The sequence below is a fragment of the Lentzea sp. HUAS TT2 genome, assembly GCF_051853195.1.
Lineage (GTDB): Bacteria > Actinomycetota > Actinomycetes > Mycobacteriales > Pseudonocardiaceae > Lentzea.
In genome coordinates this window covers 6,874,329-6,891,274 of record NZ_CP196667.1, presented here as the reverse complement: position 1 = coordinate 6,891,274, position 16,946 = coordinate 6,874,329, and the positions used below count along the sequence as shown (strand labels likewise).

Here is a 16,946-nt window from a genome sequence, read left to right as displayed (position 1 = left end):
CACCGACCAGTGGGCCATGGAACGTCGAACCTTCTTGCGCGCTTCGGCGCTGTCACTGGGACTCACCGGAACCGCGACCGCCACCGCGGCCACACCGCTGCGAGTGCAGGTACTGATGTTCGAGGGCGTCGAGGAACAGGACTTCATCGCCCCCGTCGAGGTGCTCGGCCTGGCCGGCAGGCTCAGCGGCGGCGCGATCCGCACCACCCTCGTCTCCACAGATCGGCCGCGCACCGTGACCTGCACCTACGGCACCAAGGTCGACGTGCCGAACGGCTGGTCGCCCGGCGACGCGGACGTGCTCGTGGTCCCCGGCGGCGGCTACGCCAACCCCAGCGCCCCCGGCGTGCACCCGCTGATCCGCGACCGCGCGTTCCTGCGCAGGCTGGCCGAGTCCGGCGCGCTCAAGGCAGGCATCTGCACCGGCACGATGGTCCTGTCCGCGGCGGGGATCACCCAGGGCCGCAACGCGACCACGCACTCCGCCGCCAAAGCCGACCTCGCGGCCCAGGGCGCCACCGTGATCAACGCCCGTGTGGTCGACGACGGCGACCTGGTCACCGGCGGCGGCATCACCTCGGGCCTGGACGTGGCGCTGTGGCTGGTCGAACGGTTCGTCGGCGCGCAGACCGCCCAGCGCGCGGAGACCGTGCTGGAGTACGAGCGCCGCGGAACCGTCTGGCAGCGTTAGACGACGCCGACGTCCTCGTGGTCCTGCCCGCTGATCAGGTCCTCGCGCGCACGGGCCACCCGCGACCGCACGGTCCCGATCGGGCAGCCCGCCACCTCGGCGGCCTCGGCGTAGGACAGGCCGAGCACCTGCGTCAGCAGCAGGGCCTCGCGGCGTTCGGGCGCGAGGCCCGCGAGCAGCAGGCTGAGCTCCACCACGTCCTCGAACCCCGCCGAGCGGGCGTGCTCCGCGTAGCGGTCCGCGTCCGAGGCGACCTGGTAGTCGGCCGACCAGGCGATCGACGGGCGGGCGACGGCGGCGCGGATGTGGTCGACGACGGTGCGGCGGGCGATCGAGAGGAGCCAGGTGCGGGCGGAGGAACGGGCCTCGAAGCCCGGCAGGCTGCGCAGTGCCCGCAGGTAGACGTCCTGGGTGAGGTCGTCGGCGACGCCGATGCCGCCGAGGTGGGCGACCAGCCGCCAGACGTCGCGCTGCGTCAGGCGGATGAACCGCTCCAGCGCCTCGCGATCACCGGCACCGGCGGCCAGCGCGCACGCCGTCACCGCCTCGTCGTCACTCCTCGAAGTCGACACGATTCGGCAGAGTAACCCAACGTCCGAGATTGCCGGGAACTGTGAACGGCCAATAGCCGACAATGTCGGTGTGGAGTGCTACATCTGCCGCGAAGCCCTGTCCGCGAGGCTCGACGGGGAACCAGAGGGCGTGCCCGCCGACCAGGTGGACGCGCACCTCGACAGCTGCGCGTCCTGCCAGGAGTGGCACGACAGCGCGGCCGCGCTCACCCGCACCCTCCGCGTGAGACCCGCCACGCAGGTTCCCGACCTGGCCGCGGCGATCCTCGACGCCGCGCCGCCGATCACCCCCGCCGCGCCGAGGGGCTGGCTGCCGCGCGGCCTGCTCACCGGGGTCGCCGTCGCACAGCTCACCCTGGGGCTCGCGCAGGTGCTGGGCGTCAGCACGTCCGCGCACAGCGGCCACACGACCGGCGTCGACAGCAGCCACCTGTTCAACGAGAGCACGGCGTGGAACCTCGCGCTCGGCCTCGGTCTGTTGTGGACAGCGCTGCGTCCTTCAGCCGTGGCGGGCATGCTGCCCGTCACGGCCGCGTTCGTGGCGGTGCTCATCCCCTACTCCGCCAGTGACCTCGTCAGCGGCACGGCGACGGCGGCGCGCGTGTTCTCGCACTCGCTGTTGCTCGTCGGGCTGGTGCTGCTGGTGTTCGTGCACTTCAGCGAACGCGGGCCGGGCGACCGCACTCCGTTGGCGCACAACGAGGGCGACACCACGCACGATGCGTCCACAACGGACCGGGCCGGCCGCACGCGCGTGCGGCGCCGGATCAGGCTGCGCCCCGTGAGCCGTCGGGACGCAGCCTGAGGCATCACCCGATGCGTGCGCCCACCGCGGCGAGCGCCCTGGTGACGGGTTGGAAGAACGTGACGCCGCCACTGCGGCAGTCGCCACTTCCGCCCGACGTCAGGCCGATCGCGTTGCCGTTGGCGGTGAACATCGGTCCGCCGCTGTCGCCGCCTTCTGCGCACACGGTCGTCTGGATCAGGCCGGTGACGCGGCCCTCCGGGTAGTTCACCGTGGCGTTCAGGCCGGTGACGCGTCCGGCGCGCAGTCCTGTCGTGCTGCCCATCCGCTGGACCTGCGTCCCGACGCGGGCCTCGGCCGCGCGCTGGATCCGCACCTTGCGGCCGTTGCCGGTGTCGACCTCGCTGGGCGCCGCGGTGTCGCGGTTGTTGTAGGTGAGCAGGGCGAAGTCGCCGTTGCCCGGGAAGGTCGACCGCACGACGGTGGCGGCGGCCCTTCCGCCCGGTGTCAGGGAGAACTGCCTGCCCGCGGCCGTGCAGTGGCCCGCGGTGAGGATGGCGGGGCGGCCGTCGCCGGTGACGACGTTGAAGCCGAGCGAACAACGGCTGTTGCCGGCGAAGATCGCGTCACCGCCCTCGGCGAAGAGCTTGAACGTCCCGGCCGTGCGCTGCAGCTTCACACCGGCACCCATGGCGTTGACCGTGGACACCAGGTTGTCCCACTTGGTGCCGGTCACCGTGCTGTCGGCGGTCACGAGGACCTCGTTCGTCGTGGGGTTGACGGCCCACGCGGTGCCCGGCACGGAAGCCTTCTCCCGCAACGTCTCGGTGGCCTGCGCGGGTGCCGTACGCAGCTGCGGCGCCGCCTGGCTCGCGGTGAACGTCGAGGCGGTGATCGCCACGGCCACGAGCCCGATGGCGCCCGCGATCACCTTCGCCCGGCGGTTGTCATCGTGGTGTTTGCCCATGTGGCGCCCTCTCGTTACCGGAATGAGATCCGCTCATGTCTGGGTGTACGTACAGCGCGGCGTTCCGGTTTAGGTGAATTGCCGGACCCGCCGAGACCCGCGGATGTCCTCTTAGGACACAGGCGCGAAGATGGGCGCATGAACTCGCTGCTGCTCGCCGCCGCGTTCGCCATGGTCGTCAGGTCGCTGGCGGCGAACCGGCTGGACCGCTGGCTCCTCGGCGCGCCACTGGTGATGGTGCTGGCCGGGGTCGTGGTGGGCCTGTTCGAGCCGAACGCCATCGCGGAGGGCCTCAACACCGAGTCGGTGCAGCACGCGGCCGAGATCATCCTCGCGGTGCTGCTGTTCGTCGACGCCACCGAGGTGCGCGCCGGCCGGCTCTGGGGCGCCTACCCCGGCCTGGTGGCGAGGGTGTTGCTGGTGGCGATGCCGGTGAGCATCGCCGTGGCCGCGCTGCTGGGCTGGCTGCTGTTCCCGACACTGCCGTGGGCGGTGCTGCTGCTGGTCGCGTGCGTGACGGTGCCGATCGACTTCGCCCCGGCGGAACGGGTCGTGCGCGACCCCGGGCTGTCGGTGCGGGTGCGCGGCACGCTGAACGTCGAGAGCGGCTACAACGACGGCATCGTCACGCCGCTGTTCCTGTTCGCGCTGATCCTCGCGGGCGACGACACCCAGGACCGCACGCCGCTGGAGGCGCTGGGCACCGTGCTGCCGTTCGCGCTGAAGGCCATTTTGGCCGGTGTCGTGATCGGCACGCTGCTCGGCTGGCTGATGGACCTCGCGCACCAGGCGGACTGGGTGAGCGAGCAGTCCGCACGGGTCGCGGTGCTGCTGGCCCCGTTGCTGACCTACACCGCGACGGTCGCGATCGACGGCAACGGCTTCGTCGCCTCGTTCGTCTGCGGCATCGCGTTCCGGTACGTGCACCGGCTGCTCAAGGCCCGCCGGGTCCGCACCGGCCGGGCCGAGGCGCGCGGCGACGCGTTGAACACCGACCTGCACCTGCTGGAGGACGTCACCGGGCTGCTGACGATGACCATGTGGTTCGTGGTCGGCATCGCCGCCGTGCTCACGTTCTACCTGGGCGTCTCGTGGCAGGTCCTGCTCTTCTGCGCGGCCGTGCTGACCGTGGTGCGGCTCGGACCCGTGTTCCTCGCGCTCACCGGCACGCGGATGCCCCGCCGTGAACGCCTGCTGGTCGGCGCGCTCGGTCCGCGCGGCACGACGACCATCGTGTTCGGGCTGCTGGCGTTCAACCGGCTGCCCGAGGGGAACGCCGCCGACACGATCCTCACGATCACCGTGGTCTGCGTGCTCGGCAGCGTCGCCCTGCACGGCGTGGGGGCGACGCCGTTTCAGAGGCTCTTGGCGAAGTGGAACGCCGGGATGACGAAGCCGGACGCCAGGTAGAGGCGGTGCGCGTCGTGCCGCGGCGTCCCGGAGTCGAGGTGCACTCCCGCGCAGCCGAGGCGGCGGGCCTCCTCGTCGACCCACCGCAGCAGGGCGCTCGCGTGGCCCTGGCCGCGGGCGGGCGGCAGCGTGCTCAGGTCGTCGATGTAGAGGTGCGAACCCGCGTAGAGGTTGGTCATGTGCCGGAACCCGGCCACCGCGACGACCCGGCCGTCCGCGTCGGAGGAGGCGGCGATCCGGTAGCCCTCCCGCCGCTGGCCGCGCACGAGCTCCACGAACTCGTCGACGTCGGTGAGGTGCGGGCGGAGCTCCCGCATGGCGTCGAACGCGAGGGCGGTCTCCGCGCCGTCGAGCTCGGCGATGGTGTGGGTGAAGGTGGTCACGGTGACCATGCTCGCCCGGCAAGTGGCATCCCAGAAGGCCCATTCCACACGTAAACCAAGATGCCACTCAGGCCGATCGACGTGACCCGCGTCGCCGAGCAGACAGGAACGGGGACCGCCACGAACGTGGCGATCCCCGCGACGAGCTGTGCCTGTCCCGTTACGGGGCCAGGTTGATGCCCCACGTGTCGATCGTGCCGACGTCGGCCGCGCCGAGGTCCTGGACGCGGAGCTTCCACGTCCCGTTGGAGGTCTCGCCCGACACGTTGACCGTGAAGGTGCGGTCGATGTTGTCGGCGGAACCACCGGTGCGGTTGTGCAGGTTGTAGGAGCTGCCGTCCGGCGCGATGAGCGCCACCGTCAGGTCACCGATGTACGGGTGGACGATCCGGACCGTCACGACCGAACTGGCGGACGGCGTGGCGGAGCAACCCGAGATCACGACGCTGCTCTCGACCGCGGCGCCCGCGTCCGGGATGGCGACGTCGTTGGGGTTCGTGCCGGAGCAGCTACCGCCTCCGCCGCCCGTGACGGTCAGCGAGTAGGTGGCCGTGCGGGACGCCGAACCGGCCGCGGTGATCGTCACCGGGTAGGTGCCCGCCGCGACCGACGCCGTGGTGCTGATCGTCAGCGTCGAGCTCGACCCGGTGGTCACCGAGGCCGGGCTGAACGAGGCCGTCGCGCCGGAGGGAAGTCCGGACGCGGACAGCTGCACGGTCTGCGCGTCACCGCTCACCGTCGTGGTGCCGACGGTGGCCGAGACGGACGATCCCGCCGCGACCGAACCGGACGTCGGCGACACCGAGACGGAGAAGTCGGCGCCCGGCGTGCCGGTGCCGACGGCCGACTTCCACAGGGTGTAGGCGATGCCGTCGACCGCGCGGTTGAGGTGCGTGTCGCTGATGTTCGCGGTGGTGTCGCACGACGCGTGGTAGCAGGGGTCGAACGCGGCACCCGAGGTACCGCCCCACTTCGTCGCCTGGGCCGCGGTCTTGCGCGCGCTGGCGCCCATGGCGTAGCCGGACGCCGGGATGCCGGCGTTGGTGAACGACGCGTCGTCGGAACGGTTGCGGCCCTCGGTGTTCTCCTCCGGCTGCAGGCCCAGCGAGTCCCAGTACGCCTTCATGTGCGTGGACTGGGTGCTGGTGATGTTGTTGATGAAGTAGCCGCCGTTGGTCGAGCCCACCATGTCGAAGTTGTGGTAGGTCTTGATCTTCGTGCGCTCCGCGGTCGGCAGCTGCGAGACGTAGAAGCGGGAGCCGTTGAGGCCCTGCTCCTCATCGGTCCACCAGCCGAAGCGGACCTTGTTCAGCATCGACGGGTTGGTGCGCGCGAGCACGAGCGCGGTCTCCAGCAACGCCGACGAGCCGGAGCCGTTGTCGTTGATGCCGGGGCCCGCGGACACGCCGTCGAGGTGGGCGCCGAACATGTAGACGTTGTTCGCGTTGCCACCGGGCCATTCCGCGATGACGTTCGGGCCGGCGCCGCTGGTGCAGCCCGAGGTGCAGGGCTGCTCCACGACGGAGTAGCCCGCCGCGGTGAGCTTGTCCTTCACGTAGGTCACCGACGCGCGGTAGCCGGCCGAGGTGGAACGCCGGTTGCCGCCGTTCTGCGACGCGATCGTGCCGAACTGCGCGAGGTGCGCCTTGACCGCGTTGATGTCGATGTCCGGGATCTGCGGGCCGGTGCCACCCGTGACCGTCAGCGTGTAGGTCGCGGTCCTCGTGGCGGTGCCCGCGGCGCGCACGGTGATCGGGTAGGTGCCCGACGAGATCGACGTCGCGGTGCTGATCGACAGCGTGGAGCTCGAGCCCGTCGTGACGGACGAGGGGCTGAACGACGCCGTCGCGCCGGAGGGCAGTCCGGTCGCGGTCAGCGCGACGGTCTGGGCCTCGCCCGCCGTCGTCTGGGTCTGCACGGTGGTCGAGGCCGTCGAGCCCGCCGCCACCGAACCGGAGGTCGGCGACACGGCGACGGAGAAGTCGTTGGCCGGGTTCGAACCGCCGAGGTTCAGCGACCAGGTGTCGATGCGGCCGGTGTCGTTGTTCGCGTTGTCGTTGACCCGCAGCTTCCACGTGCCGTTCGAGGTCTCGCCCGACAGGTCGACGGTGTAGGTCTGGTCGATGTTGTCCGCGGAGCCGCCGGAGCGGTTGTGCAGGACGTAGGCGGAGCCGTCCGGGGCGACCAGGCTGACCTGGAGGTCGCCGATGTAGGTGTGGACGATCTTCACCGGGACCGTGGCGGTGGCGGACGGAGCCGACGCGCAGTCGGAGATGACGAGGGGCGACTCGACGGTCTGGTTGTCGCCGATCGCCACGTCGCTGTCGTTGGTGCCGGAACACCCGGCTGCCAGTGCGGGCGCGGAGGCCGCAGGGAGGGCCAGCGCCGCCGTCGTGACAGCCACCAGTGCGGTGGCGAGCAAGGATCTTCTTCTTCGCACTTTCGGGCTCCTTCGCAGGATGCAGGGTCAGGAGACCGTAGCCGCCGTGGTCGCGCCGGACATCCTGTCTTTCGGATGGTTGTCGTCACCGTTGACGTGCGGCGTTGCCCCGATGTCCGATTTCACTTTTAAGTCCCGGCCTCCGTTGCGCCATAAGAGGGATAGCGTCGGCGCACCCGCCGGAAGGAGACAACGATGTCGCTCCCGATGCCCGACTTCGCGTCCACGCTGCGGGACGCGGTGCTGGCGCGTGGCCTGTCGCTCGAACGGATCCGCGACCACCTCGCCCGCCGCGGTGTGTCCGTGAGCCTCGCGACGCTGAGCTATTGGCAGACGGGCCGCAGCCGTCCCGAACGCCGCGCCTCGCTCGCCGCCGTCACGCACCTGGAGGAGGTGCTGACGCTGGAGGCGGGCGCGTTGTCGGCGTTGCTCGCTCCCCCGTTGCGCGGGAGCCGCCTGCAGAGCTCCATCAGCGCGTTCTGGCCGAAGCCCTCGGTGATCGAGGACGTGGTCGGCGGCGTCGACACGCGCTGGGACTCGCGCCTGACGCGGATCAGCCAGCACGACCGCGTGACCGTCGGGCCGGAGCGGGGCGAGCGGTCGTACGTGTCACGGCAGGTGCTGCGCGCGGAGGAGGACGGGCCGGACCGGTGGGTGGTGATCCTGCACCTCGACGAGCACGACCGGCCGCTGCCGTCGATCAGGCCGCTGCACAACTGCCGGCTCGGGCGGGTCGTCACGCGGCCCTCCGACGGGTTGCTGGTGGCGGAGCTGCTGTTCCGGACGCCGCTGCGGCGCGGGCAGACGGTGATCACCGAGCACGAGCTGGTGAACCAGGCGCCGTATCCGTTGGCCACCAACTACTCCCGGAAGTTCCGGCGGCCGGTGCACGAGTACGTCCTGGAGGTCACGTTCGACGCGGTGCCGCGCACCTGCCGCCGGGTGGTGCAGGACGCGGACGGGGTGCGGCAGACGTTCGGCGTCCAGGTCGACGACGGCGGTTCCGTGCTGGGAGTGGCACTGAAGTTCGGGCCGGGGTGCTACGGGTTCGAGTGGACCTGGTGAACGGTCGTTCACCAGGTCCGCCCTTCTCCTAGACCGTGAGCGACCAGCTGCTCAGGACGCCGGTGTCACCGGGACCGTTGTCCCCGATGCGCAACGTCCAGCTGCCGCTCGCGGTCTCCCCTGCACCAGGGACCACGGTGAACGTCCTGCCCGCCGGGAACGGGTGGCAGCTGTAGCCACCGCCGGGCGTGCGCATCAGCGGGTAGGTGCGGCCGCTGGGCGCGACGAGCGTGACGTTCAGGTCTTCCAGACAGGTGTGGGTGGCGTCGACCTTGACCGTGATCGGGTTCTGGGCCGCGCCGGTGGCGGTGGATCGCACCGCGCTGATGGCCGTCTGGAAGTCACGGATCTGATAGTCCGTGTCGTTCGTGAACGTGCGTCCGCCGGTGTTTCCACCCGACGTGCGCGCGTTGACCCCCGCCGACAGCTTCGACTGGTTCCCGGCGGCGTCCACCGCACGGACCGTGAAGGTGTAGGCGGTGTCGGCGTTCAGTCCGCTCACGGTCGCGGTGGTGCCCGTGACCGTCGTGGCGACCGTGCTGCCGTTGAGCACCTCGTAGCCCGTCACTCCCACGTTGTCCGTGGAGGCGTTCCAGGCCAGCGCGACGCTCGACGCCGTGACGCCGGTCGACCGCAGGTTGCCCGGTGCGGTCGGCGCCTCCTGGTCCGCGGTGCCCGGCTGGGTGCGAGCGGTGACGGCGGCGCTGGCGGCGGACGCGTTGCCGGCGGCGTCCTTGGCCTTGATGGTGAACGTGTAGTCGTTGTCCGCCTTCAGACCCGTGATGGTCGCCGTCGTGCCGGTGACCGTCGTGGCGAGCGTGCTGCCGTTGTAGACGTCGTAACCCGTCACGGCGACGTTGTCCGTCGAGGCGTCCCAGGCGAGCGCGACGCTGGACGCGGTGGTGCCGGTCGAGCGCGGGTTGCCGGGCGTGCTGGGCGCTGCGGTGTCGCCGCCACCGGTCACCAGGGTGAGGTTCCACTTGCGCAGTGCCTCGTTGACCGGCTGGAAGATCGAGAGGTCGCTGTCGTTGGTCGGGTTCTGCACGCACTGGGACGGTCCGCCGTCGTGCAGGCCCACCGCCTTGTCGCCGAGCAGCCACGCGCCGCCGGAGTCGCCGCCCTTCGAGCACGCCGTGGTCCAGGTCAACCCCTCGATGACCAGGCCGCCGCCGTAGTCCACGGACTTGTTGACGTACTTGACCTCACCGCACTGCCACTTCGAGGTGTTGCCCGAGTGGCAGACGCGGTCGCCGACCATCGCCTCGGCCGAGCCGGTGACGGTGAGCGCGGGCGAGCCGTAGGTGTTGACGACCGGGGACAGGTTCCAGCCGGACTCGGTCACCGCGACCACACCCATGTCGCCCTCGCGGGCGTTGACGCTGCGGGTGCCGCCGACGTTCGACGTGCCGAGCCGGTTCTGCTGGCTGATCTGCCCGTACGCCGCCTGGTTGGCGTCGTTGGTGCAGTGGCCTGCGGTCAGGAAGTGCTTGCCACCGCTGGCATCCGTCGCGGCGAACCCGACGGAGCAGTACGTCTCCGATCCCGGCCACCACGGGCTGCCGGCCTGCACGGTGCCGGCCTGCTGCTGCGGCTGTGACGGGGTCTCCGCGACGTGGACGCCACCGCCGAGTGCGCGCACCTTCTCCAGGAACCGTTCGGTGGCCTGGGTTTTGCGCGAGGCGTTGACCGTGACGTCGACCTGGTTGTCTCGCACGTCGACGCCCCAGCTGTACACACCGGGCACGCCGTCACCGACCAGCTTCCTGACCTCACCGAGCAGCCGGTCGAGGTCCGCGGCACTGCGTTGCACCACAACGGCGTTGGCGCCCTCGGCGCGTGCCTGCCGGGCGGCCTGCTCGGTAGGCACGGCGAGGGTGAGCTTGCCTGCCGACGAGTCGAACCAGTGGCCCGCGAGCTGGCCGCGCAGGTCCTGCGACAGGGTTTCGAACCGCTGGTGGGCCTCGTTCTGCTGTGCCTCCTTCTGAGCCGTGGCGTCGGGCTGGACGGCGGCCGCGCTTTGCACGGCGGAAAGCGCGCCGATCGTCAGGACCGACCCGCACGCGGCAGCGATGATTTTGCTGCGCATTCGCATGAGTGGAACTCCTTCTCACAGGCAGGGGTGAAGAAACCGTATTCCTGCCTGATGCGAGAGCGCATTGTTTAACTTTTCGGTTTCACCGCGGCCAACGCGCGTGTTCCTCGTTGATGCGGAACTCGTGCGAGTGCGTCCACACCGCGCCGGCGAGGTCGCGGTGCTCGTGTTCGACGACCTCCGGGTCGTGCGTGGGCCAGAGCCTCAGCGCGATGCCCGCACCGACTCCTGTGAGCGTGCCCAGCACGACGAAGGCCGTGGTCATGCCCGCCACGGTCGCGAGCCAGCCCGCCAGCGGATAGAAGAACAGCCAGCACGCGTGGGACAACGAGAAGTCCGCGGCGAACAACGCGGGCCGGTCCGCCGGATCGGCACTGCGGCGCAGCAACCGCGCGCCAGGCGTGAGTGCGAGCGAACACCCCGCACCGATCAATGCCCACAGCAGCAACAAAATCGGCCAATAGCCGCCGAACAACGCGCCGGCGAACATCACCGCCACCAGTGTTCCGGCCGCACGCAGAACCACCACGCGGTCCGCGAACTGGTCGAGCAACCGAGGCAACGCAAGGGCTGCAATCAACGAGCCCGCGCCGTTGGCCGCGAGTGCGACCGCGACGTCTTCCGGACCGTGCCCGAGCACACTGCGGACCTGCACCACGGTGTTCACGAACACCATCGAACCCGCCGCAGCTGCCGCGAAGTGCACGGCGAGAAGGCCGCGCAACCTGGGCGTCGCGAGGTAGATGCGAATGCCGTTGCTCCAGGTGTGCCTGCGGGGCAACGGTTTCGGCCGCGGCAGGACGACAGAGAGCACGAGCAGCGCCGACGCCGCGAAGCCCAGCGCCGTACCGACGAACAACTGGTGGAAGCTCACGAACGCCAGCGCGGCGGCCGCGAGCGCAGGGCTGAGCAGACTCTCCAGGTCGTACGCCATGCGGGACAACGTGACGGCGCGCGTGTAGTCGCGTTCGTCGGGCAGCACGTCCGGCACGGTCGCCTGCAACAGCGGCGTGAACGCGGCGGATCCCGCCTGCAGCAAGAAGATCAGCACGTAGACCTGCCACACCTCGCTGACCCACGGCAGCAGCGCCGCGGTGGCCACGCGCACGAGGTTCAGCGAGACCAGCACGGCCCGGCGGGGCAACGCACCGAGCAGCGCCGTGGCGATCGGCGCGACCCCGACGTAGGCCAGCATCTTGATCGCGAGCGCTGTGCCGAGCACCGCGCTCGCGTCCGGTCCGGCGAGGTCGTACGCCAGCAGCCCGAGCGCGACCGTGGCCAGTCCGGTTCCGGTCAGCGCGACGACCTGGGCGCCGAACAGAATCCGGTAGACGGGATCGCGCAGCACGGAAATCACGGCCGCACTATAGGCACGGGAATAGGTTTGCGTCGACGGTGCAATAGCCGGTCACTGGCAACAGCAAATCACTGACTTCTGATCAGAATGGGCATTAGGGTAACGCGGTGACCCCTTACGACCCCGTCGCGTCCCTCTACGCCGAACTGTTCAGCGACATGCTCGACACCCGCCCGCTCGAACGCGCGATGCTGGCCGCGTTCGCCGAGCTCACCACCGGCCCGGTCGCCGATCTCGGCTGCGGCCCCGGCCATCTGACCGCGCACCTGCACTCGCTCGGCCTGGAGGTCCACGGTCTCGACCTCTCCCCCGCGATGATCGCCCTGGCCAGGGAAGCCCACCCGGAACTGAGGTTCGAACAGGGGTCGATGACGAAGCTCGACCTGGAGGACGGCGCTCTCGGCGGCATTCTGGCGTTCTATTCGGTCATCCACATGCCACCGGTCGAACTGCCGGCCGTGTTCGCCGAGTTCCACCGCGTGCTGGCACCAGGCGGCCACCTGATGCTCGGGTTCTACGCGGGCGACGACCCGGAGCCCCAGGAGTTCGACCACAAGGTGACACCCGCCTACCGCTGGGCGCCCTCCACCCTCGCGGACCTGGTGCGGCAGAACGGGTTCAGCGAGGTCGGCCGGCTGGTGCGGGAACCGATCGACGGTGAGCGGTTCCTGCAGGCCCAGCTGATCGCGCGCAAGGACTAGCGGAAGACCACGGTGCCGTTGCCGTTGAGCAGGACCCGGTGCTCGCAGTGCCACAACACGGCCCGCGACAACGCGAGGGCTTCGGCGTCGCGGCCGGCGGCGGTCAGGGCGCGCGGGTCGTAGGAGTGGTCCACGCGCAGCACCTCCTGCTCGATGATCGGGCCCTCGTCGAGGTCCGGCGTGACGTAGTGGGCCGTCGCGCCGACGTACTTCACACCCCGGTCGTAGGCCTGGTGGTAGGGCTTGGCCCCCTTGAAGCCCGGCAGGAACGAGTGGTGGATGTTGATCACGCGGCCCGCGAGCTTCGCGCACAGGTCGTTCGACAGCACCTGCATGTACCGCGCCAGCACCACCAGATCCGCCTGGTACTCCTCGACGAGCTCGATCAGGCGCAGCTCGGCGGCGTCCTTGGTGGCGGCGGTGTTCGGCACGTGCACGAAGTCGAGCCCGGCCGCCTCCGCCATCGGGCGCAGGTCCTCGTGGTTGGACACGACGGCGGCGATCTCGCCGCCGAGACCGCCCGCACGCCAGCGGAAGAGCAGGTCGTTCAGGCAGTGGCCGGCCTTCGACACCATCACGAGAATGCGCGGTGGCCGGTCGTCCCACAGGTCGAAGTCCATCTCGAACTGGGTCGCGACCTTCGCGAACTCCCCCGCGAGGTCGTCGACCTCAACGCCGTCGCAGGAGAAGGCCGTGCGCAGGAACAGCTTCCCGCGCACGTCGTCGTCGAACTGCTGGTGCTGCACGATGTCGCAGCCGTGGTCGACCAGGAACGACGTCACGGCGTGCACGATCCCCGCCCGTTCCGGGCAGTTCAGGGTCAGGGTGAACTGGGGCATCACAGCACCGCCAGGTACTCGGTGCAGGCGTCGCAGAGCCACGCCGCGAAGTACTCGGCGAACGACGAGCGCACCAGGATCGTGAACCGGTCGTCGCCGTTCACCTGCAGGACGATCCCCGTCCTGGCGAGCAGCGTCTGCACGCAAGTGCCGCCGGGAGCCGAAGCCGGGTGCAGGTCCACGGAACATCCGTGAGCCAGCACGTCCCGGACCCGCGGCCCTTGAAGGACCACGGTCGTGCGCTGAGCCGAAGTGTCCACAACGGACCCTCTGACAGTCCCGAGCGCGCCACGCAACACCTCCTCGATCGTGACCTGCAGGTCGGGCGAGGCCACGACGAGGAACTCGTCCGGGCCCATCCAGAGCACCTCGACGTCCCCGAACGGCCCGGGACCCGAGGTGAAAGTGCAAGCGGCAGAAGGGAACGGAACTCCCAGCGCCGATCCCATCGCCGCTATGGCGCCGGGATCGGACACGCGAACCGTGAGCTGGGAACGGAACGGCAGCTCCGCGGCCGTCAGCACGGGGTCGAGAGCCGCCAGCCGATCAGTCCACGCGGCAAGAGGGCTAGCCGTCACGACGGGCTCCTTCCTTGTCGTAGAGCACGGATTCGGTGACGGTGACCGGCACCAGCGAGTCCTCCACGGGCACGTACAGGGTCTCGCCGATGCGTTCGTGGCCGGAGCGCACCAGCGCCAGGGCGAACGTCCGGCCCAGCGCGGCACTCGGGTAGCTGGACGTGACGTGGCCGAGCATCCGGACCGGCGGTTCCGGCAGCCGGTCGGTCTCCACGATCTGCGAGCCCTCGGGCAGCAGCACGCCGGGGTCGACGGGCAGGAGCCCGACCAGCTGCTTGCGGTCAGAGCGGTTGTTCTCGGCGCGGGCGAACGAGCGCTTGCCGATGAAGTCCGGCTTCTTCTTCGACACCGCCCACGACATGCCGAGGTCCTGCGGCGTGACCGTCGCGTCGGTCTCCTGGCCGATGATCGGGTAGCCCTTCTCGGCCCGCAGCACGTGCATGGTCTCGGTGCCGTACGGCGTGATCCCGTACTGCTCGCCCGCCGCCATCAACGCCTCCCACACGGCGATGCCGTGCCAGGCGGTCACGTTGATCTCGTAGGCCAGCTCACCGGAGAAGCTGATGCGGCACACCCGCGCCGGCACGCCCGCGACCTCGGTGTCGTGCCAGGACATGAACTCGAACGCCTCGTTGGACACGTCCAGCCCCGGCGCGACGGCGGCGAGCACGTCCCGCGATCGGGGGCCCACCAACGGGATCGTGGCCCAGTGCTCGGTGACCGAGGTGCAGTGCACGTCGAGGTGCGGCCACTCCGTCTGCAGCCACTCCTCCATCCAGTCGAGGATCTTCGCCGCGTTGCCGGTGGTCGTGGTGACGAGGTACCGCTGCTCGCCGACGCGGATCACCGTGCCGTCGTCGATCACCATCCCGTCGACGCCGCACATCACGCCGTAGCGGATCTTGCCGACCTTCAGCGTGCTCATCATGTTCGTGTAGAGCATGTCCAGGAACTTGCCGGCGTCCCGGCCCTGCACGTCGATCTTGCCGAGCGTCGAGCCGTCCATCATGCCGACGCTCTCCCGCGTGGCACGGCATTCGCGCAGCACGGCCGTGTGCAGGTCCTCGCCCGGCTTCGGGTAGTACCAGGGCCGTTTCCACTGCCCGACGTCCTCGAACAACGCGCCGTTCGCCACGTGCCACGGGTGGATCGCCGTGACGCGCACCGGGTCGTGCAGCTCGCCGCGGTCACGTCCGGCCAGCGCGGCGAACGAGACCGAGGTGAAGGGCGGGCGGAACGTCGTGGGCCGCTGCTCCTCCAGCTCCACGCCGAGCGCCTCGGCGACGATGCCCGCCGCGATCATGCCGGACGTCTTGCCCTGGTCGTGCGCGGTGCCGATGGTCGTGTAGCGCTTGATGTGCTCCAACGACCGCAGGCCCGCGCCCGTCGCCCGCAGCACGTCCGCCACGGTCGAGTCCCTCTGCAGGTCCACGAAGCTCGCGTCGTCGTCGCCCGGCACCCGCCACAGCACCAGGCCGGAGCGCGCCGTGCACCGCGAGTCCGACACGGGCAACGCCACCTGGCCACCCGGCGCGAAACCGGCGACGGCGGCGGCCTGCGCACCGGCGTCCCGTCCCTGCCGCGCGCACGCGTTCAGGTCCAGCTCACCGGTCGCGGATCCCGCGACGCGCACGGTGGGGAGCTCCTCGCCTGGCACGAAAGCACCGAGTTCCGCGTCGTAGCGCAGCTTCCCGCGGGCTTGGCTGAAGAGGCTCACCACGGGGTTCCAGCCACCGGACACGAGCACGGTGTCGCACGCGACCGTGACGTCCGGCGAGGTGACGGCCAGCGGGGCGATCCGCGCGCTGGTCACCCGGCCTTCGCCCTCGGTGCCCACCACCACGTGCCCGGCGCGGACCTCGATCCCCCGTGCCGCGCATTCGGTCGCCAGCCGCGCTGGTGCCTCCGGCCGCGCGTCCACGATCACCGCGATGTCCACACCGGACTCCGCGAGGTCGATCGCCGCGCAGTACGCGCTGTCGTTGGTGGTGAACACGACCGCGCGCGAGCCGGGCAGCACGCCGTAGCGGTGCAGGAACGTGCGGGCGGAGGAGGCCAGCATGATCCCCGGCCGGTCGTTGTCGGCGAAGACCACCGGACGTTCGTGAGCGCCGGTGGCGAGCACGGTCTGCCGCGTCCTGATCCGCCACACCCGCTGTCGCGCAACGCCTTCCGGCGCACCGAACCCCAGGTGGTCGGTGCGCTTCTGCAAGGCGAGCACGAACCCGTCCTGGTACATGCCGAACGCCGTGGTGCGCTCCAGCACCAGCACGCCCGGTGTGCTCTTCAGCTCGGCGACGATGTCCGCGACCCACTCCGCCGACGGCCTGTCGTCCAGGTACTCGTCCACCCCCAGCAGCGCACCGCCGGCCTGGTTCTGCTCGTCGACCAGCACGACCCGCGCGCCACTGCGGGCGGCGGTCAGGGCGGCGACAAGACCTGCGGGCCCGGCGCCGACCACCAGCACGTCGCAGTGCTCGTGCTTGGCGTCGTAGCGGGCAGGGTCCGGTTCGGACGACAGCCGTCCCTGGCCCGCCAGCCCGCGCGCGACCAGCCCGTCGTACAACTCCACGGTGGTCGCGAGCAGCATCGGCTCGGAGAACGGAGCCTCGATCTGCACCAGCGACGTCGGGTCCTCGGAGCCCGCGGCGACGATGCCCCGCGGCCTGCCGAGCTTCACGCTGCTGCCGATCTCGTGGACACCGTGGGCGAGCAGCGCGGAGGCGAGCGTGTCGCCGGGGTGCCCGGTGTACGACGTGCCGTTGAACGTGAAGTGCAGCAGCGTGTCCCGGTCGATCGCGCCGCCGGTGCTCGTGCGGAGGTTCATGCGGTCACCTCGGGCATGGGCTCGCCCACGCGGTAGACGGCCAGCAGGTCGTGGGTGCGGGTGTCGCGGACGGCGTTGAACCACCGCCGGCAGCCGGCGTTGTGGCTCCAGCGCTCGGCGAACGGGCCGCTCGGGTTCTCCCGGAAGAACACGTACCGGGCCCATTCCTCGTCGGTCAGCGCCGACGGGTCCTCGGGGTACGCGACGTGGGCCTGGCCGCCGTAGTGGAACTCCGCTTCCTCGCGCGGTCCGCACCACGGGCACGGGATGAGTTGCATC

At 70.5% G+C, this 16,946-nt stretch carries 15 protein-coding genes; 5 read left to right on the top strand and 10 right to left on the bottom strand.

The window, feature by feature from the left end; genetic code table 11:
- Positions 1-16 precede the first annotated feature (16 nt).
- The gene (locus ACSHWB_RS33195) at positions 17-691 is read left to right on the top strand and encodes a DJ-1/PfpI family protein (RefSeq protein ID WP_439657227.1); all 675 of its coding nucleotides are present in this window, start codon (positions 17-19) and stop codon (positions 689-691) included.
- On the opposite strand, the gene sigC is transcribed toward ACSHWB_RS33195, so the two are convergent.
- Positions 688-1,266 carry an RNA polymerase sigma factor SigC gene (sigC, locus tag ACSHWB_RS33190; RefSeq protein WP_439664716.1) on the bottom strand — a complete coding sequence of 193 codons (579 nt, stop codon included), beginning with the start codon at positions 1,264-1,266 and terminating at the stop codon, positions 688-690. The two genes, ACSHWB_RS33195 and sigC, sit on opposite strands and share 4 nt — an antisense overlap.
- 67 nt (positions 1,267-1,333) lie before the next feature.
- On the opposite strand from sigC, the gene ACSHWB_RS33185 reads away from it, so the two are divergent.
- A complete protein-coding gene (locus tag ACSHWB_RS33185; protein ID WP_439657226.1) occupies positions 1,334-2,068 on the top strand; it encodes a zf-HC2 domain-containing protein in 735 nt (244 codons plus the stop codon).
- A 4-nt stretch (positions 2,069-2,072) separates the two neighbouring features.
- On the opposite strand, the gene ACSHWB_RS33180 is transcribed toward ACSHWB_RS33185, so the two are convergent.
- Positions 2,073-2,975: a S1 family peptidase gene (locus ACSHWB_RS33180; protein ID WP_439657225.1), complete on the bottom strand. Its 903-nt coding sequence runs from the start codon at positions 2,973-2,975 to the stop codon at positions 2,073-2,075.
- Between the two features lie 138 nt (positions 2,976-3,113).
- Between ACSHWB_RS33180 and ACSHWB_RS33175 the strand changes: the two genes are divergently transcribed.
- Positions 3,114-4,385: a cation:proton antiporter gene (locus ACSHWB_RS33175; protein WP_439657224.1), complete on the top strand. Its 1,272-nt coding sequence runs from the start codon at positions 3,114-3,116 to the stop codon at positions 4,383-4,385.
- On the opposite strand, the gene ACSHWB_RS33170 is transcribed toward ACSHWB_RS33175, so the two are convergent.
- Positions 4,331-4,768 (bottom strand): GNAT family N-acetyltransferase, encoded by a 438-nt coding sequence (locus tag ACSHWB_RS33170; RefSeq protein ID WP_439657223.1) that lies wholly within the window; start codon positions 4,766-4,768, stop codon positions 4,331-4,333. The genes ACSHWB_RS33175 and ACSHWB_RS33170 overlap by 55 nt on opposite strands.
- 160 nt (positions 4,769-4,928) lie before the next feature.
- Positions 4,929-7,208 carry a proprotein convertase P-domain-containing protein gene (locus ACSHWB_RS33165; RefSeq protein ID WP_439657222.1) on the bottom strand — a complete coding sequence of 760 codons (2,280 nt, stop codon included), beginning with the start codon at positions 7,206-7,208 and terminating at the stop codon, positions 4,929-4,931.
- A 195-nt stretch (positions 7,209-7,403) separates the two neighbouring features.
- Between ACSHWB_RS33165 and ACSHWB_RS33160 the strand changes: the two genes are divergently transcribed.
- Entirely contained in the window at positions 7,404-8,273 is an 870-nt protein-coding gene (locus ACSHWB_RS33160) for an XRE family transcriptional regulator (protein WP_439657221.1), read from the top strand.
- Between the two features lie 28 nt (positions 8,274-8,301).
- On the opposite strand, the gene ACSHWB_RS33155 is transcribed toward ACSHWB_RS33160, so the two are convergent.
- Both ACSHWB_RS33155 and ACSHWB_RS33150 read right to left on the bottom strand, forming a co-directional pair.
- A complete protein-coding gene (locus ACSHWB_RS33155; RefSeq protein ID WP_439657220.1) occupies positions 8,302-10,359 on the bottom strand; it encodes a fibronectin type III domain-containing protein in 2,058 nt (685 codons plus the stop codon).
- Positions 10,360-10,447: 88 nt separating this feature from the next.
- Entirely contained in the window at positions 10,448-11,722 is a 1,275-nt protein-coding gene (locus tag ACSHWB_RS33150; protein WP_439657219.1) for an MFS transporter, read from the bottom strand.
- A 158-nt stretch (positions 11,723-11,880) separates the two neighbouring features.
- Here ACSHWB_RS33150 and ACSHWB_RS33145 point away from each other — a divergent pair, with 158 nt between their 5' ends.
- Positions 11,881-12,423, top strand: coding sequence for a class I SAM-dependent methyltransferase (locus ACSHWB_RS33145; protein ID WP_439664715.1), 543 nt, complete (start codon positions 11,881-11,883; stop codon positions 12,421-12,423).
- On the opposite strand, the gene purU is transcribed toward ACSHWB_RS33145, so the two are convergent.
- The 4 genes from purU to ACSHWB_RS33125 are packed head-to-tail and all read right to left on the bottom strand — an operon-like array spanning position 12,420 to position 16,945.
- Entirely contained in the window at positions 12,420-13,262 is an 843-nt protein-coding gene (gene purU / locus ACSHWB_RS33140) for a formyltetrahydrofolate deformylase (protein ID WP_439657218.1), read from the bottom strand. The genes ACSHWB_RS33145 and purU overlap by 4 nt on opposite strands.
- Positions 13,262-13,840, bottom strand: a complete 579-nt coding sequence (locus ACSHWB_RS33135; RefSeq protein WP_439657217.1) for a sarcosine oxidase subunit gamma — start codon at positions 13,838-13,840, stop codon at positions 13,262-13,264. The genes purU and ACSHWB_RS33135 overlap by 1 nt, the downstream gene beginning before the upstream one ends.
- Positions 13,830-16,667 carry a 2Fe-2S iron-sulfur cluster-binding protein gene (locus ACSHWB_RS33130; protein ID WP_439657216.1) on the bottom strand — a complete coding sequence of 946 codons (2,838 nt, stop codon included), beginning with the start codon at positions 16,665-16,667 and terminating at the stop codon, positions 13,830-13,832. The genes ACSHWB_RS33135 and ACSHWB_RS33130 overlap by 11 nt, the downstream gene beginning before the upstream one ends.
- A complete protein-coding gene (locus ACSHWB_RS33125; protein ID WP_089921464.1) occupies positions 16,664-16,945 on the bottom strand; it encodes a sarcosine oxidase subunit delta in 282 nt (93 codons plus the stop codon). Before ACSHWB_RS33125 ends, ACSHWB_RS33130 begins: the two co-directional genes overlap by 4 nt.
- Position 16,946 lies beyond the last annotated feature (1 nt).